We start from the raw sequence: 23,052 nt of genomic DNA, 5'->3' as shown, positions 1-23,052 counted from the left end.
CCAGGGCGATATGATGAAACTGCAAGGTGGCGACCAGCTTGCCGTCGGCTTGCGGCGCTTCGCGCAGCAGGCGGATCAGCGGTGCCTGGGTCAGATCGAAGCCGTCGCGGCGCGCATCGTCGGCCGGCAGATCCAGCAGTTGCAGTTCGGCATGGCGCCAGACCACTTGCAACGGGCTCTGCAGCCCCTGCCAATGCACCGAGGTGCGCAGGATGTCATGGCGCGCGATGACCCCGCGCAATGCAGCCGCGAAGGCCTGCAGCCGTCCCTCATCGGCAAACACGAAGCGCAGTCGTAATACGTAGGGGTCGTGCTCGGCGGCACTGGCATGGTGGAACAACAAGCCCTGCTGCAGCGGCGCCAGGGGGTAGATGTCCTGAACGTTGGCGGCACCACCGGGAATGCAGGCGACGATACCGTCGAGGCTGTCCTGGTCAACGCTGGCCAGATTGAGCATGGCCGGGGTAATGCGCGTGCAACCGGGCGGGATCAGATTGTCCGGCACCTGCACCGCGCCCTGTTTGACCGCCACATACTCACCACGCGCAATCATCGTCACCAGGGCGGCCTTGTGTTCACGCAGCTGCGCCACCAGTGCGGCGTCCGTCAGTACCTGACGGTTGCCTTGTACCGCCAGTTGCCCATCCTTGAGCGCCAGTTGCACATTGTTGGCTGAAAGTGTTTGCAATAGCTCATTGATACTCACAGGACGATCTCCATTCTGTCTGTGATGGCTGCGTAGCCGGCCAAGGTGGGGTAATCGAACAGCGCGCGCACATCGGCTTCCAGGCCGTGGTCACGCAAGCGCGAGGTCAGGCTCACCGCCAACAGCGAGTGGCCGCCCAGTTCGAAGAAATTGTCGTGGCGCCCTACCCGCTCCACTCCCAGCAGCTCGGCCCAGAGGCCGGCCAGCAGGGTTTCGGTTTCGCCCTCGGGAGCTTCAAAGGTGCGGCTTGCGAACTCGACCTGCGGCAATGCCTTGCGGTCGAGCTTGCCGTTGGGGCTGAGCGGCAGTGCCTCCAGGTGCATGAACAGTGCAGGCACCATGAACGGCGGCAGGTGCGCGAGCAGTGCGATACGCAAGGTTTCGGCAGGCTGTTGTTCACCGGTGTAATAGGCAACCAGCTGCTGCTCGCGAGCGATCACCACGGCGTCCTTGATGCCGGCAATACGGCTCAGGCCGGCCTGGATTTCCCCCAGCTCGATGCGCAAGCCGCGGATTTTCACCTGGTCGTCGTTACGGCCCAGGTACTCCAGATTACCGTCGGCCAGGTGGCGGGCCAGGTCGCCGGTGCGGTACAGCCGCGCGCCGGGCCGGGTGCCGAACGGATCGTCGATGAAGCGCTCGGCGGTGAGTTCATCGCGGTTCAGGTAGCCACGGGTCACCTGTACGCCACCGACGTACAGCTCGCCAGTCACGCCCTGGGGCACCGGCTGCAACTGATCGTCCAGCACGTACAGGCAGGTGTTGTCGATCGGCTTACCGATGGGTGGGGAGCCCGGCGGCAACGGCTCGCCGGGTGCCAGGGTCCACACGCTGCAATCGACCGTGGCTTCGGTGGGACCGTAGACGTTGTGCAGGCGCACCCTGGGCAGGCGTTGCCGCACCTGGGCGGCCAATGCCGCAGTCAGCTCGCCACCGCCACAGACGATATCGCCCAGGCCGGTGCAGCGCTCACTCTGTGGTGATTCGAGGAACTGCTGCAACAAGGCCGGAACGAACTGCACGACGCTGACCCGACGCGCTTCGATCAACTGCACCAGATACTGCGGATCGTGCGCGTCCTGGGCCCGCGCCAGGACCAGGCGCACACCGCTGCACAGCGGCCAGAACAGCTCCCAGACCGAGGCATCGAAACTGCTCGGGGTCTTGTGCAGCACCGCAGCCCCTGGCGACGCCGGGAACAGTCGCGCGCTCCAGCTCACCAGGTTGACCACATTGCGGTGCTCGACCATCACGCCTTTGGGCAGGCCGGTGGAGCCTGAGGTGTAGATCACGTACGCAAGGTTTTGGGCGCTCAGCGCCTGGACCAGTGGTGTGCTGCTGGGCTGCTGCTCCCAGACGGGCTGATCGAGGTCGATTATCTGCCCTGGCCACGCTTGCAACAGCTCACGGCTGGCGGTATGGACCAGCACCGCCAACGGGGCACTGTCAGCCAGCATATGGGCGATACGCTCGGGCGGGTAACTCGGGTCGAGCGGCACATAGGCGCCACCGGCCTTGAGAATGGCCAACAACCCCACCACCATCGACAGCCCGCGTTCGACGCAGATTGCCACACGGTCGTCCGGTTTTACCCCCAAGCCAATCAAGTGATGGGCCAGGCGGTTGGCCTGCTGGTTGAGCTGGCGATAGCTCAGCTCGCCCTCTTCGCCACACACTGCCACAGCATCCGGCGTGCGTTCGGCCTGGGCTTCGATCAAACCATGCAAGGTCTGGCTGAGGTCGTGGCCTACGTCAGTGTCGTTGAAATCCAGCAGCATCCGGCGCCGCTCTTCAGCTGCCAGTACCGGCAACTGCGAGAGCTGCCGTCCAGGTTCCTGTTCCAGGGCTTGCACCAGGCTTTGCAGCAACCTCGCCAGTTGCCCGCAGACCCGCTGTGCGCCGACCCAGGCGGTCACCTGGACCGACAGGCGCATACCGTCAGAAAAATCGTCGACGTTGACGCTGAACGGGTAGTTGCCGTGCCCGCCACCGGGCAACGACTCGATCCCTTCGAGCGCCTGATGTTGCGCCTGTTGTGCGCTGATACCGTGCCGGTAGTTGAGCATGGCACTGAACAAAGGCGCCGGTGCGGCCACGCCACTGCAACGCTGGGCCAGGGACAGCGACGCATGTTCATGGGCAAGCAGCTCATTGAGGCGCTGGTGGGTCGCCCGTACCCCTTGCACGACACTCATCCCCTCGAGGTCCAGGCACAGCGGCAAGGTGTTGATGAACATGCCCAGGCCCCGGTCCGCCCCGGCGCCGCCTTGCAAGCGGCCGAGCAGCACGGTGCCGAACACCACGCGGCTCTGGCCGCTGGTGGCAGACACCAGCCGCGCCCAGGCCAGGTGCACCAGGCTGGCGGCACTCACGCCCAACTGCTGGGCCTGGCGCCGCAGGCGGTGATACAGCCCGCTATCCAGTGCCAGCGAGGCCTGATCGAAGGTACTGCCATCGCCCTGGATATCGCTGAGGCCGAACGGCAGGGTTGGTTCGTCGATCTCCGCCAGTTGGGCGCGGAAGAACGCCTCGTGCTCGGCCTCACTGATGGCCAGGCGCGCCTGGGCCACATAGTTGCGGTACGGCACCGGCGGATGTTGCGGCGCCTGGCCACGCAGGTGCTCGCTGATTTCTTCGAGCACGACTTTCATCGCGGTGTGGTCAAGGGCGATGTGGTGGAACTGCAGGGTGGCTTCGATACGTGGGGTATCGACGGACTGGGTGTAGTGCAGGCGGATCAGGGGGGCGGCGCTCAGGTCCATAGCCGGGGGGACGCTATCGCGGGGCAAGCCCGCTCCCACCAAGCTATCTCCCAGCACAGAGGGGACGGTGCGCCATACCACTTGGACCGGTTGTGGCAGGCCGTCCCAGAGCACTGCGGTGCGCAGGATGTCGTGGCGGGCGATGACCTGGTCCAGGGCGCTGGCGAAGGCTTGCAGACGTGCCGGGCTGTCAAAGGCGATGCGCCAATGCAGCAGGTACGGATCCGCCCCGGCGGCGCTCAGGTGGTGGAACAGGATACCTTCCTGCAGCGGTGCCAGGGGGTAGATGTCCTGCACGTTGGCTGCACCGCCCGGCACTGTGGCGACGATGCGCTCGATCGCGGCCTGCTCCAGGGCAATCAGGGGCAGCATGTCCGCAGTGATGTGGCTGCAGCCGTGCGCGATAAGGTTATCCGGCACCGCTACTTGCCGGCCGGTGCCCAGCGCTGCGGCCAGTGCGGCCACCGTCGGTTGGCTCAGCAGCACGCGCACGTCGGACTGCAGGCCTTGCTGGCGCAGGCGCTCGATCAGGGTCACCGCCAGCAGCGAATGGCCGCCCAGCTCAAAGAAGTTGTCGTGACGCCCTACCCGCTCGACGCCCAGGACCTCGGCCCACACGACCGCCATCGCCGCTTCAGTGGCGTTTTGCGGCGCTTCATAGCCTTGTGTGAACAGATCAGCCGGATCGGGATCGGGCAACGCGCGGCGGTCCAGCTTGCCGTGGCTGGTCAAGGGTAGCTGTTCCAGGCGCATCAACGCTTGCGGCACCAGGTGCGCCGGCAATGTGCCGCGAAGGGCCTGGCGCAGTTGCTCAAGGTCGACCTCGGCGGTTGCAGTGAACCAGGCCAACAAACGCTCGCCACGCACCAGTACCACCCCATCGGCTACACCCGGCTGCGCCGCAAGCACCGCCTCGATCTCGCCCAACTCGACCCGCACGCCGCGGATCTTCACCTGGTCATCGTTACGGCCCAGGTACTCCAGCGTGCCATCGGCATTCCAGCGTACCAGGTCGCCACTGCGGTACATCCGTGCGCCCGGCTCGCGGCTGAACGGATCAGCCAGGAAACGCTCGGTAGTCAGTTCAGGACGGTTGAAGTAGCCACGGGCGACACCCGCGCCACCGATGTACAACTCGCCCACCGCACCGATCGGCAGCGGCTGGCGGCGCTCGTCGAGCACATACACTCGGGTATTGGCGATGGGGCGACCGATATGCAGCGCAGCGCCCGGCAGCAACTGCCCGGAGGTGGCGACCACGGTGGTTTCGGTAGGGCCGTAGTTGTTGATCACGGCAAAGCCCGGGTCGCGCTCGAACTGACGCAGGCGATCGCCGCCGATCAGTAGCGTGCGCAGGGTCGGATGCTGGCGTTCGCGGCGCAGGGCCTGTTCAGCCACCGGGGTGGGCAGGAAGCTGACTGCCAGCGGTTGCGCCAGCCACCAGTCGAGCAGCTCATCAACCAGCTCGTTGCCGATGTGCGCAGGCGGCAGGTGCAGCGTGGCTCCGGCGCACAGGGCTGGCCAGACTTCCCAGGCCATGGCGTCGAAACCAAAGCCGGCAACACTGGAGGTCTGCGTGCCAGCCCCCACGGTAAACGCCTGGCAATGCCAGTGCACCAGGTTGGCCAGGGTCTGGTGTTCGACCATCACCCCCTTGGGCTGGCCGGTAGAACCTGATGTGTAGATCACATAGGCCAACTGTTGGGCGTCCAGCCCGGCAACCTGCGGGTTGTGATCGGCTTCGTCCTGCCAGGCGTCGCGGTCCAGATCGACTTGCGGGGTATCGCCGAGCAAGGCCAACGTACTCGCCTGAGCCACCACCAGCGCGGGTAAGCTGTCGGCCAGCAGGTAGGCAATGCGCTCGGCCGGGTATGCCGGGTCCACCGGTACATAGGCGGCGCCGGTTTTGAGCACGGCCAGCAGGCTGACCAGGCGTTCCAGAGTGCGCGGCAGGCACAGTGCAACCCGGTCGCCGAGGCGCACGCCACGGCCGATCAGGTGATGGGCCAGTTGGTTGGCGCGGCGGTTCAGTTCGCCATAGCTCAGGGCCTGACCATCCTGGGTCACGGCCAGCGCTTGCGGAGCGAACTGCGCCTGGGCCTCGACCCTTGCCTGCAGCGTCTGCCCACGGGGGTAGGCCTGACGCGTAGCATTGAAGCCATCGAGCACGTGCTGGCGGGCCAATTCATCGACAATCGGCAACGCATCCACCGTTGTCTGCGGTGCCTGCTCCAGGGCCAGGGCCAACTGCGCCAGGGCCTCGCTCATCCACTGCGCGACCCGCTCGGCACCGATGCCTTCTTGCGCCAGTACACTCAGGGCAAAACCTTCACCCTGGTCATCGACGCTCAAGGTCAGCGGATAGTTGCTGCGCTCTTCGCCGCCCAACAGGCGCACGCCCTGCACACTGGCGTCATCCTGCGCAGGTGCACCGAGCGCGCTGTGGCGGTAATTGAACAGCGCACTGAACAACGGCAATGCCGCCGCCACGCCACTGCAACGCTGGGCCAGGGCCAACGAGGCATGTTCATGGCCCAGCAGCGCCGACAGCCGCTGATGAGTATGTGCCACGGCTTGCGCCACCGGGGCGCTGAGGTCGATGCGCAGAGGCAAGGTGTTGATGAACACACCCAGCGCCCGGTCGGCGCCTTCACCGCCCTGCAGGCGGCCCATCAGCACCGTGCCGAAGACCACGTCGCTGCGATTGGCCAGCACCCCCAGCACCCGCGCCCAGGCCAGGTGGGCCAGGGTTGCGGCGCTGACCCCGCGTTGCCGGGCCTGCTCGCGCAGGCGCCGGGCAACGGCCGCATCGAGGCTCAGGCGGGCTTCTTCGATGGCGCGACCATCGCCCTGTACATCGGCCAGGCCCAATGGCAGCGTCGGCTCGTCAAGGTCGCCGAGCATGTCGCGGAAAAACGCTTCATGGCTCGCATCGTCCGCAGCCAACCGGGCCTGGGCCACATAGGTGCGGTATGGCACCGGTGGCGCCAGTCGCTGGGCATTGCCTGCCAGCAGCGCCTGCATTTCGCCAGCGATCACAGCCATGGCGGTATGGTCGAGGGCCAGGTGGTGGAACTGCAGGATCGCCACCACACGCTGGTTGGCCGGATCTTCGGCGTACACCAGGCGCATCAGCGGCGCACGCGACAGGTCCAGGCGCTGGTGGCGGGCATCGAAGCGCGCCTGCAGGGCATCGATGATCGAAGCACCACTGAGACCGGCGACGGCCGTAACCGCCATGCGCGCCGTGCGCCAGACCACCTGCACCGGCTGCACCAGGCCTTCGCTGAGTACCGCCGTGCGCAAAATGTCATGGCGGTCGATAACCTGCTGCAAGGCCCCGGCCCAGGTGTGCAGGCGCGCCAGGCTGTCGAATGCCAGGCGTGACTGCAGCAGGTAAGGGTCGCCCTGCTCGGCACTCAGGTGGTGATAAAGGATGCCTTGCTGCAGCGGTGCCAGCGGGTAAATCTCCTGCACGTTGGCCGCACCGCCCGGCACCGTGGCGACGATGCGCTCGATACTGGCCTGGTCCAGCTCGATCAGGCTGAGCATGGCCGGGGTGATGTGCCGGGCATCGACCGGTACGCGGTTGGCGGGCACCTGCACTTCACGGCCGCTACCGACTGCCGCCGCCAGCGCCGCCAGGCTCGGCTGGTCGAACAGCACCCGTACGTCGGCGCTCAAGCCAGCCTTGCGCATGCGCTCGATCAAAGTCACCGCCAGCAGCGAGTGTCCGCCCAGCTCGAAGAAATGATCATGCCGACCGATGCGCTCGACCTTGAGCAGCTCTGTCCAGATCGCCGCCAGCGCGGTTTCCACCTCGCCCTGGGGCGCCTCGAACGCCCGGCTGAGCACGGCGTCCCTGTCTGGCTGCGGCAGCGCCTGGCGGTCCAGCTTGCCATTGGCGGTGAGCGGCAGCGCGGCCAGGTGCACATAGGCCGCCGGCAGCATGTAGTCCGGCAACTGCCCTTGCAGCTGGGCATGCAGTTGGTTAATGGCCAGCGTGCCGCCAACGGCGCTGTAGTAGGCCACCAGGCGCTTGTCGCCCGGCGTGTCCTCGCGCAGCACCACGGCCACTTCATCTACCCCGTCACAGGCGCCAAGGCGGGCTTCGATCTCGCCCAGTTCGATACGGAAGCCGCGCAGCTTGATCTGCTGATCGCTACGGCCCAAATAGAGCAAGGTGCCGTCCGCCTGCCAGCACACCCGATCGCCGCTGCGGTACATGCGCGCACCGGGCTCGGCACTGAAAGGGTCATCAAGGAAGCGCTCGGCGCTCAGTTGCGGCTGGCCCAGATAACCCAGGGCAACCCCCTCGCCGCCAATGTACAACTCGCCCACGGCGCCTACCGGAAGCGCTTGCTGACGGGCGTCGAGGACATAACAGCGGCTGTTGCCGATCGGCTTGCCGATGGGGATGCTGCCTGCACCCACGGTGGTGATTTCGTGGGTGGTGCTGAAGGTGGTGGCTTCAGTCGGGCCGTAGCCATTGAGCAGATGCGCCGGGGCGCCGCTGCGCAGCACACGCTCGATCACCGCAGGGTCCAGGACATCGCCGCCGACCAGCAGGTAGCGAAGGTTGCGCAGTGCCGGCAACAGGGCGTCGGCGAACTGATGGAACAGACCGGCGGTCAGCCACAGCACAGTGACCTTGTGTTCAAGCAGGGCAGCGCCCAGGTCCTGGCGCGACAGCACCTGGTCCTGATCGATCACCACCAGGGTGCCGCCGTTGAGCAGCGCTGCCCAGACTTCCAGGGTGCTGGCGTCGAAGGCCGGGTTGGAGGCGAAAGCTATCCGGTCCTGGCTGTTGAAATCGGCGAAGCCGTTGTTGATCACCAGGCGCACGATGGCCCGGTGCGGCACTTGCACGCCTTTGGGCGTGCCGGTGGAGCCGGAGGTGTACATGATGTAGGCCGCTCTTGCGGCGTCTACCCTCAGGCCCGGCGAGATGTGCGGATAGCCGTCGAGCGCAAGGCCGTCGAGTTCGATCCGTTGCGTTACGCCAACCTGCGGCTCGCTGCTGTGGGTCAACAACACCCGCGCCTGGCTGTCCTGGAGCATGAACGCTTGGCGTTCGACCGGCGCGTTGACATCCAGCGGCACATACACCGCTGCACATTTGCTTGCAGCCAGTTGCGCGGCCAGCAGGTCCATGCCGCGCGGCAACAGCAACGCTATGCGATCACCGGGGCACACACCCAGCGCCAGCAGATGATGAGCCAGGCGGTTGGCGCGCTGCTCCAACTGCTGGTAACTCCACTGCAACTGTCCGTGAACCACTGCCGTGGCATCGGGGCTGAGCGCCGCGTATGCCTCGAACAGTGTGTGCAGGGCATGTTCGCGCGGGTAGTCGCGCTGGGTGGCGTTGAAGCCCTGCAACACCCGTTCGCGTTCGTCCGGCGGCAGGCAACTGATGCCGTGCAGGGCGGTGCCGGGGGCCTGTTCAAGGGCCTGTGCCAGGTTGTCGAGTGCGCAGCCCAACAACTGACAGACCTGTTCGCCGTCTACCTGTGCCACGGCCTGGACCGTGAGGACCAGGCCCTCATCCAGGTCGTCGACGTTGACCACCAGAGGATAGTGGCTGCGCTCGTGCGCGCTCAGTTGTTCGATGCCTTGCCAGGCCTTGTGCAGTGGCGCCTTGGCCGGTGCGCTGTGGCGATAGTTGAGCAGGCTGGTGAACAGCGGTTGCGAAGCGGCTACACCGCTGCAGCGCTGGGCCAGGGCCAGGGACGCCTGTTCATGGGCCAGCAAGCGGGCCAGACGCTGATGGGTCAGGCGCACGCCCTCAGCCACTGCGCCAGCGCCGACGCTGACCCGCAACGGCAAGGTGTTGATGAACATGCCCAAGGCGCGTTCAGCCCCTTCGCCACCCTGCAGGCGGCCGAGCAGCACCGTGCCGAATACCACGTCCTCGCGCCCGGACAATTGCCCCAGCACCTGGCCCCAGGCCTGGTGCACCAGGCTGGCGAGGCTGACACCCAACTGGCGGGCCTGGGCGCGCAAGCGGCTGGCCAGGCTCGGCGCCAGGGCCAGGCGGCTGTCGAGCACCGCCGTGCCGTCGCCCTGGGCGTCGCGCAGACCGAACACTTCGGTAGGCTCGTCAATATCGCCCAGCAGTTCGCGGAACAAGGCTTCATCAGCCTGGGTATTGGCACCCAGACGGGCCTGGGCCACGTAGTTGCGGTAAGGCACGCTGTCGTCGGGCAATGCCTGACCTTGCAGCACCGTACTGATGTGCGCCACCAACTGCTCGACGGCGGCGTGGTCAAGGATGATGTGGTGCAGCAGCAACGTCGCTTCATGGCGGCCGTTGGCCTGGGTTTGCAGTAGGCGGATCAGTGGAGCCTGGTTCAGATCAAGAACCGCTGAGGATTCATCGCGGCGCAAGGCCACTCCTACAGAGGGGACGCTGCACTGGACCACTTGCACGGCTTCCTCCAGCCCTTGCCAATGGAAGCTGGTGCGCAGTATGTCGTGGCGTTCGATGACCTTGTCCAGGGCCGCAGCAAAGGCATCCAGCTCGGCTTGTCCGGCAAAGGCGAAGCGCGCCTGCAGCACATAGGGGTCCGCGCCCTCGCGGGCCAGGTGGTGGTAAAGAATGCCCTGCTGCAACGGCGCCAGGGCGTAGATGTCCTGGACATTGGCCGCGCCACCAGGGATCTGTGCCACCAGGCCATCGAGGGCCTGCTGCGACAGCTCGGCCAATGGCAGCATGTCCGGGCTGATGCGGCTGCAGTGCGCCGGGATGCGATTGTCCGGGACCTGTACCCCGGACTCGCGCCCCACCGCTGCCGCCAGGGCCGCGAGGGTCGGTTGGCCGAACAGTACGCGGATATCGGCCTGCAGGCCGAGCTGGCGCAGGCGTGAGGTCAGGCTGACCGCCAGCAGCGAATGGCCGCCCAGTTCGAAGAAGTTGTCGTGGCGTCCTACCCGCTCCACCCCCAGCAGTTCGGTCCAAAGGCCGGCCAGCAGGGTTTCGGTCTCGCCCTCGGGGGCCTCGAACGCGCGGTTTTCGACCTCGACCTGCGGCAGTGCCTTGCGATCGAGCTTGCCATTGGGGCTGAGCGGTAATGCGTCCAGGTGCATGAACAGCGCGGGCACCATGAACTCTGGCAGGTGTACGAGCAGTGCGGCACGCAAGGTTTCCACAGGCTGATGTTCACCGGTGTAGTAGGCAATCAAGCGTTGTTCACGGGCGATCACCACAGCTTCCTTGATGCCCGGCAAACGGGTCAGGCCGGCCTGGATTTCGCCCAGTTCGATACGCAAGCCACGGATTTTCACCTGATCATCGTTGCGGCCCAGATACTCAAGGTTGCCGTCGGCCAAGTGCCGGGCCAGGTCGCCGGTGCGGTACAACCGCGCGCCAGGACGTGAACTGAACGGGTCATCGATAAAGCGCTCGGCGGTGAGTTCGTCGCGGTTCAAGTATCCACGGGCAACCTGCACGCCACCGATATACAGCTCGCCAGCCACACCCTGGGGTACCGGCTGCAGTTGATCATCGAGTACGTACAAGGTGGTGTTGGCAATCGGCTTGCCAATTGGCGTATTGTCCGGTGCGCTGCTGCACTGCCAGGCACTGACGTCCACCGCAGCTTCGGTTGGACCGTAGAGGTTGTGCAGCTCGACCGTTGGCAATTGAGCGTGGAAGCGCCGCACCAGGCTGCCCGGCAAGGCTTCGCCACTGCACAGCACCCGCTTCAGTCGCTCAGTTGCTACGTGGCCATCCGCCAGGAACACATCCAGCATCGACGGCACGAAGTGCAAGGTGCTGACCCCTTCGCTACGGATAATCTCGCGCAGGTACTGCGGGTCGCGATGGCCGCCGGGGCGAGCCATGACCAGCCGGGCACCGGCCTGCAGCGGCCAGAGCAATTCCCAGACCGAGACGTCGAAGCTGAATGGGGTCTTTTGCAGCACCACGTCATCGCTGCCCAGCTGATAGGCGTCCTGCATCCACAGCAGGCGGTTGACCACACCGGCATGCTCGTTCATCACGCCTTTAGGCAAGCCGGTCGAGCCGGAGGTGTAGATCACGTAAGCCAGATGGTTCGCCATCAGGCCGTTGAGGCACGGATTGCGCTCTGGCAGTGCGTGCCAGGTCGGCAGGTCCAGATCAATGATGCCGATGCTGTCCGGTACATGTCGCGTGGCAGCATGCACCAGCACGGCAACCGGCGCACTGTCGGCCAACATGTGACGGATCCGCTCAACCGGATAATCCGGGTCCACCGGCACATAGGCCGCACCGGCCTTGAGAATCGCCAACAGCCCCACCACCATCGACAACCCGCGCTCGACACAGATCGCTACGCGGTCATCAGGTTTGACCCCCAAGCCGATCAGGTGATGGGCCAGGCGGTTGGCCTGCTGGTTGAGCTGGCGATAGCTCAGCTCACCCTCCTCGCCACGCACCGCCACGGCATCCGGGGTGCGCTCGACCTGGGCCTCGATCAGGCCGTGCAAGGTCTGGCCGAGGTCGTAGTTCACCTCGGTGTTGTTGAAATCCAGCAGCACCCGGCGTCGTTCTGCTGCCTCGAGCACCGGTAGTTGCTGCACCGGCAACTGCGGCTGCTGCTCCAGGGCCGTGACCATGGCCTCAAGCACCTGGACCATCTGCGCGCAAATCCGCGCCGCGCCCACTTGCGCAGGCGTCATGGCCACCAGGCGGAAATCTTCGCCCAGATCGTCCACGTTAAGGCTCAGGGGATAGTTGGTGCGCTCCTGGCCTTCGAGTACCTCGATGCCCTGCCAGGCCTTGCGCTGTTCTGCGCTGGCCAGTGCGCCATGGCGGTAATTGAGCATGGCGCTGAACAGCGGCAGCGGCGCGGCAACCCCGCTGCAGCGCTGGGCCAGGGCCAGCGAAGCGTGCTCATGGGCCAGCAGCGCACTCAGGCGCTGGTGGGTGGCATGGGCTGCATCGCGCAGGCTTACCCCTGCCAGGTCTACCCGCAGCGGCAAGGTGTTGATGAACATGCCCAGCGCCCGTTCGGCGCCCTCGCCACCTTGCAGGCGACCCAGCAGCACGGTGCCGAAGACCACGCTGTGCTTGCCACTGGCCGCGCCCAGCAGGCGCGCCCAGGCCAGGTGGAACAGGCTGGCGACGCTGATGCCCAACGCCCGCGCCTGGCGGCGCAGGCCGGCGGCAAGCTCGCCCGACAAGGGCATCTTCACTTCTTGCAGATCACGGCCATCGCCTTGTACGTCACTCAGGCCGTAGGCCAGGGTCGGTTCGTCGATGTCGGCCAGTTGCTCGCGGAAGAACGCCTCATGCTCGGCCTGGCTGATGCCCAGGCGCGCCTGGGCCACGTAGTTGCGGTACGGTACCGGGGCATGTGCAGGTGCTGCGGCGCCCTGCAGGTATGCATTGAGTTCTTCGCCGACCACCTCCAGGGCGGTATGGTCGAGGACGATGTGGTGGAACTGCAGGGTGGCTTCGATGTGCGCGGCGCCGGGAACCTGGGTGTAGAGCAGGCGGATCAGGGGGGCGGTGCTCAGGTCCATTGGCGGGGTGTAGCTATCGCGGGGCAAGCCCGCTCCCACAGATGTAGCTCCCAGCACGGAGGGGACGTTGCGCAGGACCACTTGCAGCGGTTGCGGCAGGCTGTCCCAGAGCACCACGGTGCGCAGCACGTCATGGCGGGCGATGACCCGGTCCAGGGCGGCGGCGAAGGTCTGCAGACGTTCCAGGCTGTCGAAGTTCAGCCGCGAGTAGAGCACATAGGGATCGTGCTCCTGAGCACGCAGGTGGTGATAAAGAATGCCCTCCTGCAGCGGTGCCAGCGGGTAGATATCCTGGATGTTGGCGGCGCCGCCGGCAACGCTGGCGACGATACGCTCAATGGCCGTCTGGTCCAGTTCGATCAGGCTGAGCAGGTCCGGGGTGATCCGGGTGCAGCCGTCAGGGATACGGTTCTGCGGCACCGTCACCTGACGATCATTACCCAGGGTGGCGGCCAGGGCGGCCACGGTCGGCTGGCCAAACAGGGTACGCACATCGACCTGCAGGCCCTCCAGGCGCAGGCGCGCCGTCAGGCTGACGGCCAGCAGCGAGTGGCCGCCCAGTTCGAAGAAGTTGTCGTGCCGACCGACCTGCGCCACACCCAGCAGCTCGGCCCACAGGCGCGCCAGCAAGGTTTCCGTCTCACCCTGGGGCGGCGCAAACGGGCGCTGCTGCAAGGCTGCCTCAGGTGACGGCAATGCCTTGCGGTCGAGCTTGCCGTTGCTGGTCAGGGGCAGTGTGTCGAGGTGAATGTACAGCGCCGGGACCATGTACTGCGGCAACTGCGTCAGTAGCGCCTGGCGCAGGGTGTCCGCATCCTGCGGCTCACCACTGTGATAGGCGACCAGGCGCGGCCCGCTGCTGGCATCTGCTTGGGCCATGACCACCGCCTCACGGACACCGGCCACACGGATCAGGCAGGCCTCGATCTCGCCCAGTTCAATGCGCAGGCCGCGGATCTTCACCTGATGGTCGTTGCGGCCCAGAAACTCCAGGGTCCCGTCTTCACGCTGGCGCACCAGGTCGCCGCTGCGATACAGGCGCTCGCCCTCGACGAAGGGGCTGGCGATGAAGCGTTCGGCCTGTTGCGCCGGCAAGCCCAGGTAGCCACGGGCAACCCCGGCGCCGCCGATGTGCAGATGGCCGACCACGCCCCAGGGTACTGGCCGGTCATGGCGGTCCAGGACATACAACCGGGTGTTGTCGATCGGTTTGCCGATTGGCAGCGCGCCCGGCGGCACCGGCTCGCTGGGCGCAAGGGTCCACACGCTGCAATCGACCGTGGTCTCGGTGGGGCCGTAGACGTTGTGCAGGCGCACCCCGGGCAAGCGTTGACGCACCTGCGCAGCCAACGCCGCAGTCAGCTCGCCACCGCCGCAGACGATATCGCTCAGGCCGGTGCAGCGCTCACTCTGCGGCGCGTCAAGGAACTGCTGCAGCAAGGCCGGGACGAACTGCACGACGCTGACCTGACGCGCTTGGATCAATTGCACCAGGTACTGTGGATCGTGCGGATCCTGAGCCCGCGCCAACACCAGGCGCACACCGCTGCACAGCGGCCAGAACAGCTCCCAGACCGAGGCATCGAAACTGCTCGGGGTCTTGTGCAACACCGCGGCCCCAGGCGACGCCGGGAACAGGCGCGCGCTCCAGTGCACCAGGTTGACCACGTTGCGGTGCTCGACCATCACGCCTTTGGGCAGGCCGGTGGAGCCGGAGGTGTAGATCACGTAGGCCAGGTTTTGGGCGCTCAGCACCGGGATCTGTGGTGTGCTGCTGGGTTGCTTCTCCCAGACGGGCTGATCGAGGTCGATCAGTTGCCCTTGCCACGCCTTCAACAGCTCACGGGTGGTGGCATGGGCAAGCACTGCAAGCGGCGTACTGTCCTTGAGCATATGGGCGATACGCTCGGGCGGATAACTCGGGTCGAGCGGCACATAGGCGCCACCGGCCTTGAGGATGGCCAGCAGGCCGACCAGCATCGACAACCCGCGCTCGACGCAGATCGCCACGCGGTCATCCGGTTTGACCCCCAGGCCAATCAAGTGATGGGCCAGGCGGTTGGCCTGATCGTCGAGCTGACGATAGCTTGACGCACCCTCCTCGCCCTCCACCGCTACCGCGTTCGGCGTGCGCCGCACCTGGGCCTCGAACAACCCATGCAGTGTTTGCCGAAGGTCATGGGGCTGCTCGCTGGCGTTGGCTGCGACCAGCAGGCGCTGGCGCTCTGCCGGCCCCTGCAGTGGCAGTTGCTGCAGCGCTGACTGCGGCTGCTGCTCGAGTGCCTGCAGCACACCGCTCAGCACTTGCAGCAACTGCTCACAGACCCGCTGCGCGCCTACCTGTGGGGTTACCTGCACGGTCATGCGCATGCCATCGCCAAGGTCGTCGACGTTGACGCTTAGCGGGTAGTTGCCATGGCCGCCGCTGGGCAGGGCCTCGATGCCTTCCAGGGCCTCGCGCTGCAGCGCCTGCTCGGCGGCGCTGGCACTATGGCGGTAGTTGATGATGGCACTGAACAACGGCGTTGGCGCGGCCACGCCGCTGCAGCGTTGGGCCAGGGCCAGGGGCGCATGCTCGTGAGCCAGCAGCGCGCTCAGGCGCTGGTGGGTCAGACGCACGCCCTCACGCACGCCCAGGCCGTCCAGGTCCAGGCGCAGTGGCAAGGTATTGATGAACATGCCCAGCCCACGGTCGGCGCCGGCGCCGCCTTGCAAGCGGCCCAGCAGCACGGTGCCGAACACCACGTTGTCGGTGCCGCTGGTGGCCGCCAATAGCCGCGCCCAGGCCAGGTGCAACACGCTGGCAGCGCTCACGCCCAACTGTTGGGCCTGGCTGCGCAGGCGCAGGTACTGGGCGTTGTCGAGTTGCACGGTGGCCAGTTCAAAGTTGCTGACCTGGCCCTGAAGGTCGCTCAGGCCATAGGGCAGGGTTGGCTCGTCGATATCCGCCAATTGGGCGCGGAAGAATGCCTCATGCTCGGTCTCACTGATGGCCAGGCGCGCCTGGGCCACGTAGTTGCGGTACGGCACCGGCGGGTGCTGCGGCGTCTGGCCACGCAGGTGGTCGCCGATCTCCTCGAGTACGACCTTCATGGCGGTTTGGTCAAGGACGATGTGGTGGAACTGCAGGGTGGCTTCGATGCGCGGGGTATCGACGGCCTGGGTGTAGTGCAGGCGGATCAGGGGGGCGCTACTCAGGTCTACTACGGCGGTGTGTTGATCGCGGGGCAAGCCCGCTCCCACAAGCACAGTGGGGACGGTGCGCCATACCACTTGAACCGGTTGTGGCAGGCTGTCCCAGAGCACGGTGGTACGCAGGATGTCATGGCGGGCGACGACCTGATCCAGGGCGTTGGCAAAGGCTTGCAGACGCGCCGGGCTGTCAAAGGCCAGACGCCATTGCAGCAGGTAGGGGTCGGCGTCGACGGCGCTCAGGTGGTGATAGAGGATGCCTTCCTGCAGCGGTGCCAGCGGGTAGATGTCCTGCACGTTGGCAGCACCGCCCGGCACGGTGGCGATGATTCGCTCGATGTCGGCCTGGCTCAGCGTCACCAGGGGCAACATGTCAGGGGTGATACGGGTGCAGTCGGCCGCAATTCGGTTCTGCGGCACCGCGACCTGACGCCCCTGGCCCAGCGCAGCCGCCAGGGCAGCGACAGTCGGTTGGCTGAACAGCACCCGTACATCGGTGGACAGGCTTTGCTGGCGCAGGCGCTCGATCAGGGTCACCGCCAGCAGCGAATGACCACCCAGTTCGAAGAAGTTGTCATGGCGCCCTACCCGCTCGACCCCCAGCACCTCGGCCCACACCGCCGCCATGGTCGCTTCGGCATCGTTTTGCGGTGCTTCATAGGCCTGACCAAGCAGCGCCGCCGGGTCTGGATCCGGCAGCGCGCGACGGTCCAGTTTGCCGTGGCTGGTCAGTGGCCACTGTTCCAGGCGCACGAACGCCTGCGGCACCAGGTGTGCCGGCAGTTTGGTTTGCAGGGCCTGACGTAACGAATCAAGGTCGACCGGCGCAGTTTCGGTAAACCAGGCCAGCAACCGCTCGCCGCGCACCAGTGCCACAGCATCGTCGATGCCCGGTTGCATAGCCAAGGCTGCCTCGACCTCGCCCAGCTCGACCCGCACACCGCGGATCTTCACCTGGTCGTCGTTGCGGCCCAGATAGTCCAGGGTGCCATCGGCATTCCAGCGCACCAGGTCGCCGCTGCGGTACATCCGTGAGCCCGGCGCATCGTTGAACGGGTCGTCGAGAAAACGCTCTGCCGTCAGTTCGGGGCGATTCAGGTAACCCCGTGCCACCTGTGCGCCGCCGATGTACAGCTCGCCAGTAACACCCACTGGCACCGGTTGCAGGCCCTCGTCGAGGACATACACGCGGGTGTTGGCGATGGGCCTACCGATATCCAGCGTGCCGTTCGGCATTACGCGTCCGGAGGTGGCAACCACCGTGGTCTCGGTCGGGCCATAGTTGTTGATCACGGCAAAGCCCGGGTCGCGCTCGAACTGGCGCAGGCGATCTCCACCGATCAACAGAGTCCGCAGGGTCGGATGCTGGCGCTCGCGGCGCAGGGCCTGCTCGGCCACTGGCGTGGGCAGGAAGCTGACTGCCAGTGGTTGCTCCAGCCACCAGTCGAGCAGTTCATCGACATGCTCGTTGCCGATGTGCACCGGCGGCAAGTGCAATGTGGCGCCGGCGCACAACGCCGGCCAGACTTCCCAGGCCATGGCGTCGAAACCAAAGCCTGCGACGCTTGCGGTATGCGTACCGGCCACCACGTCGAAGGCCTGGCAATGCCAGTGCACCAGGTTGGCCAGGGCATGGTGTTCGATCATCACGCCCTTGGGCTGGCCGGTGGAACCGGAGGTGTAGACCACGTAGGCCAGCTGCTGCGCGTTCAGGCCTGGCACATGAGGATTGTCATCGGCCAGGTGGTAGGCGCCCGGCTGGTCGAGGTCGAGCCGTGGCACGTTGTTCGCCAGCCCGTCGATGCGTGAATCGGCCAGCACCAGGGTCGGCGCGCTGTCGGCCAGCAGGTAAGCGATACGCTCGGCCGGGTAGTTCGGGTCCACCGGCACGTAGGCGGCACCGGCCTTGAGCACGGCCAACAGGCCGATGAGCCGATCGGCGCTGCGCGGCAGGCACAGGGCAACCCGATCGCCCAGTTGCACGCCACGCTCGATCAGGCTGTGGGCCAGGCGGTTGGCGCGCTGGTTCATCTCGCCGAAGCTCAAGATCAGGCCGTCCTGGCTCAGCGCCACAGCCTCGGGGGCACGGCGCGCCTGGGCCTCGACCAGGGCGTGCACAGTGTGCACCTGAGGGAATGCCTGTGTCGTTGAGTTGAAGTTTTCCAGTAGTTGCCGACGTTCATCGCCATCGTGGATCGGCAAACCATCGACTGCCGTCTCCAGCCCCTGCTCCAACACCTGCAACAGTTGCTCCACAGCATTGGCCATCCACTGGGCCACCCGCTGCGCGCCAATACCCGGCAGCGCCAGTACGTTGAAGCTAAAGCCTTTACCCAGGTCGTTGACACTCAGGGTCAACGGATAGTTGCTGCGCTCTTGGCCACCGAGCAGGCGCACGCCCGCCCAGATGCCCTCACCTTCGCGTGGCGCATCGTCGGCCGTGTGGCGGTAGTTGAGCAAGGCGCTGAACAACGGCGAGGACACCGCCACGCCGCTGCAGCGCTGGGCCAGGGCCAGGGGTGCGTGCTCGTGGCCGAGCAATGCCGACAGGCTGCGGTGGGTCGCGCGTACCGCAACACGCGCTGCGGCCCCCGTGTCGACCCGCAACGGCAAGGTATTGATGAACATGCCCAGCGCCCGGTCGGCGCCTTCACCGCCCTGCAGACGGCCCATCAGCACGGTGCCGAAGACCACGTCGCGACGGTTGGCAAGTACCCCGAGCACCCGCGCCCAGGCCAGGTGCATCAGACTCGCGGCGCTGACCCCGAGCTGACGCGCCTGGCTGCGCAGGCGCAGGCCAACTTCGACGTCGAGCGCCTGGTAAGCCGTGTCGATGCTGCGACCGTCGCCCTGCACATCGGCAAGACCCAGCGGCAAAGTCGGCTCATCGACGTCGCCGAGCATTTCACGGAAGAACGCTTCGTGGCCGGCCTGGTCGCCCAAGCGCGCCTGGGCCACATAGTTGCGATAGGGCACGGCGGCCGGCAGGGTCTGCGCCTGGCCGAACAGCAGCGCGCGCATTTCGCCGGCGACCACGTCCATGGCGGTGTGGTCGAGGGTCAGGTGATGGAACAGCAAAATCGCCAGCACCTGATGGTTGACCGGGTCCAGGCTGTAGTACAGGCGCGTGAGCGGTGCCTGGGACAGGTCCAGACTCGGCTCGTCCGGCAGCGTGTCGGTTTCGATCACGGCCAGCTCGGCGTTGCGCCAGACCACCTGAACCGGCTGTGCCAGCCCTTGCCAGAGCACTGCGGTGCGCAGGATGTCATGGCGATCGATCACTTGCTGCAAGGCTCCGGCCCAGGCCAGCAAGCGCTCGACGCTGTCGAAGGCCAGGCGGGTCTGCAACAGGTAGGGGTCGCCGTGCTCGGCACTCAGGTGATGATAGAGCACGCCCTCCTGCAGGGGCGCCAGCGGGTAGATCTCCTGCACGTTGCCAGCGCCACCCGGCACAGTGGCAACGATACGCTCGATATCGGCCTGGCTCAGCTCGATCAGGCTGAGCATGTCCGGGGTGATGCGCTCGGCATGGTTCGGCACCCGGTTGGCCGGCACCGCCACCTCGCGACTGCCGCCGGCCGCAGCGGCAAGCGCGGCCAGGGTCGGTTGGGCGAACAGTACCCGCACGTCGATAAGCAGGCCGGCCTTGCGCAGGCGCTCGACCAGGGTCACCGCCAGCAGCGAATGACCACCCAGTTCGAAGAAGTTGTCATGGCGCCCTACCCGCTCGACCCCCAGCACTTCGGCCCACACTGCAGCCATGGTCGCTTCGGCATCGTTCTGCGGTGCTTCATAGGCCTGACCAAGCAGCGCCGCTGGGTCTGGATCCGGCAGCGCGCGACGGTCGAGCTTGCCGTGGCTGGTCAGTGGCCACAGTTCCAGGCGCACGAACGCCTGCGGCACCAGGTGCGCCGGTAGCTTGGCTTGCAGGGCCTGACGTAACGAATCAAGGTCGACCGGCGCAGTTTCGGTAAACCAGGCCAGCAACCGCTCACCGCGCACCAGTGCCACAGCATCGTCGATGCCCGGTTGCATAGCCAAGGCTGCCTCGACCTCGCCCAGCTCGACCCGCACACCGCGGATCTTCACCTGGTCGTCGTTGCGGCCCAGATAGTCCAGGGTGCCATCGGCATTCCAGCGCACCAGGTCGCCGCTGCGGTACATGCGCGCACCCGGCGCATCGCTGAACGGGTCGTCGAGAAAACGCTCTGCCGTCAGTTCGGGGCGATTCAGGTAACCCCGTGCTACCTGTGCGCCGCCAATGTACAACTCGCCGGTAACCCCCACTGGCACCGGTTGCAGGCCCTCGTCGAGGACATACACGCGGGTGTTGGCGATGGGCCTACCGATATCCAGCGTGCCGTTCGGCATTACGCGTCCGGAGGTGGCAACCACCGTGGTCTCGGTCGGGCCATAGTTGTTGATCACGGCAAAGCCCGGGTCGCGTTCGAACTGGCGCAGGCGATCACCACCGATCAGCAAGGCGCGTAGCGTCGGATGCTGACGCTCGCGGCGCAGGGCCTGCTCGGCCACTGGCGTGGGCAGGAAGCTGACCGCCAATGGTTGCTCCAGCCACCAGTCGAGCAGCTCATCGACATGCTCGTTGCCGATGTGCACAGGCGGCAAGTGCAATGTGGCCCCGGCGCACAACGCCGGCCAGACTTCCCAGGCCATGGCGTCGAAACCGAAGCCTGCGACGCTTGCGGTATGCGTACCGGCCACCACGTCGAAGGCCTGGCAATGCCAGTGCACCAGGTTGGCCAGGGCATGGTGTTCGATCATCACGCCCTTGGGCTGGCCGGTGGAACCGGAGGTGTAGACCACGTAGGCCAGCTGCTGCGCGTACAGGCCTGGCACATGAGGATTGTCATCGGCCAGGTGGTAGGCGCCCGGCTGGTCGAGGTCGAGCCGTGGCACGTTGTTCGCCAGCCCGTCGATGCGCGAATCGGCCAGCACCAGGGTCGGCGCGCTGTCGGCCAGCAGGTAGGCGATACGCTCGGCCGGGTAGTTCGGGTCCACCGGCACGTAGGCGGCACCGGCCTTGAGCACGGCCAACAGGCCGATGACCCGCTCGGCGCTGCGCGGCAGGCACAGGGCAACCCGATCGCCCAGTTGCACGCCACGCTCGATCAGGCTGTGGGCCAGGCGATTGGCACGCCGGTTCAACTCGCCATAGCTCAGGGCCAGGCCGTCCTGGCTCAGCGCTACGGCCTCGGGGGCACGGCGCGCCTGGGCCTCGACCAGGGCGTGCACGGTGTGCCCCTGCGCGTAGGCCTGGGCCGTGGCATTGAAAGCGTGCACAAGCTGTTCACGCGCTTGCGCGGGCAGGACTGCAAGCGTCTGAACAGGCAGCGCTGGTGTGTGTTCCAGGGCCTCGACCAAGCTGGCCAATGTCTGTTCCAGCAGCCCACAGAGGCGCTCGGCACCCCATGGCGCGAGGGCCTGCACGCTCAAGCGGAAGTCTTCGCCCAGATCATCGACGCTCACGGTCAAGGGGTAGTCGGTACGTTCCTGGGCCCCGACGATATCGATGCCCGGTGCCACCGGGATGATCTCGGCAGCATCACCGCCCGCGCTATGGCGATAGTTGAGCAAACTGTTGAACAACGGCGTCGGCGCCGCGACCGCACTGCAACGCTGAGCCAGCGCCAACGAGGCCTGTTCATGGCCGAGCAAGGCGCTGAGCCGCCGGTGGGTCGTCAGCAGGGCATCACGCACGCCGTGCTGGCCCAAATCGACGCGCAGCGGCAGAGTATTGATGAACATGCCCAACGCCTGATCGCCACCGGCGCCGGTGCTCATGCGCCCCAGCAGCACGCTGCCGAACACCACACTCTGGCGGGCCGACAACTGCCCGAGCAGGCGGGCGAAGCCCAGATGCAGCACGCTTGCCGGACTCACCCCCAGTTGCCGGGCCTGCTCGCGCAGGCGGCGGCTGAGTGAGGGTGCCAGGCTCAGGCGCGCCTCTTCGAGCGCCTGATCGCCCTTGTCTTGCAAGCCGAACGCCAGGGTCGGCGCGTCGATGTCGGCGAGCATCTGGGTAAAGAAATCCTCATGGGCCTGCTCGTCCAGGGCCAGGCGCGCCTCGGCCAGCACATTGCGAAACGCCACCGGCGCCGCCAGCTGGGCAGTCTCACCGGTCAGGTGCGCGTGAATTTCGCGGCGCACGATATCCAGCGCGGTGTGGTCCATCACGGTGTGGTGGAACGACAGCAATGCCACCCACGCCTCACCTTCGCCGCGGGCATGCATCAGTTGCATCAACGGCGCCTGATGCAGGTCCAGGCGGTAGTGCCGGGGGTCAAAACGGCTGCACAACTGCGCCAACGCCTGGGCGCCGTCCACGGCAACGGCCTCGCGCATCAGCTGCGCCTCGCGCCAGACCACCTGCACCGGCGCGTCGAGGTACTCCCAGTGCAGCGCAGTACGCAGGATGTCATGACGCTGGATCACCCACTGCAGGCCGGCGGCAAAAGCCTCCAGGTGCTCGCGGCTGGCAAAGCGCAGCTGTACTTGCGACAGGTACGGATCACCGTCGCCGGCTGCCAGGTGATGGTAGAGCATGCCCTGCTGCAGCGGCGCCAGGGGGTAGATGTCCTGGACGTTCGCCGCCCCACCCGGGACGCTGGCGACGATTCGATCGATCGCGGCCTGGTCGAGGTCGACCAGCGGCAGCATGTCCGGAGTGATACGAAACGCCGGGCTCAACCAGTCGTCATCCTGTTCAGCGAGCATGGCCAGTAACGCTGGCTTGTGCCGCGACAGTGCCTCCCACAGGTTGTCGTCCAGGGTTTGGTCGTCGCCCAGGACAATCAGGTCCTGGTCTTCACGCTGGAGTCGGATTGCATGGGTGGAGAGCGCAGCCATCAGTTCGCTGAAGAGCAT

At 66.3% G+C, this 23,052-nt stretch carries 2 protein-coding genes (1 of these 2 running past the window's edge); both read right to left on the bottom strand.

All coding sequences use genetic code 11. The features are described from left to right. On the bottom strand, nucleotides 1-706 hold the 5' end (the start) of the coding sequence (locus EXN22_RS13860; RefSeq protein ID WP_130264596.1) for a non-ribosomal peptide synthetase. It extends 13,802 nt beyond the left edge of the window; 706 of the gene's 14,508 nt are visible here — the first part of the coding sequence; it begins with the start codon at nucleotides 704-706; the stop codon falls past the left edge of the window. Next, on the bottom strand, nucleotides 703-23,052 hold the full coding sequence (locus EXN22_RS13855) for a non-ribosomal peptide synthase/polyketide synthase (protein WP_130264595.1): 22,350 nt from the start codon (nucleotides 23,050-23,052) through the stop codon (nucleotides 703-705). The genes EXN22_RS13860 and EXN22_RS13855 overlap by 4 nt, the downstream gene beginning before the upstream one ends.

The organism is Pseudomonas tructae (assembly GCF_004214895.1).
Classification (GTDB): domain Bacteria; phylum Pseudomonadota; class Gammaproteobacteria; order Pseudomonadales; family Pseudomonadaceae; genus Aquipseudomonas; species Aquipseudomonas tructae.
The sequence above is the reverse complement of the archived record's forward strand: the minus strand, read 5'-3'. Positions and strand labels throughout refer to the sequence as shown.

What these genes read in the sequence shown, in the direction of transcription:
- EXN22_RS13855 (WP_130264595.1), bottom strand. Translation starts at nt 23,052, where the DNA reads ATGCTCTTCAGCGAACTGATGGCTGCGCTCTCCACCCATGCAATCCGA.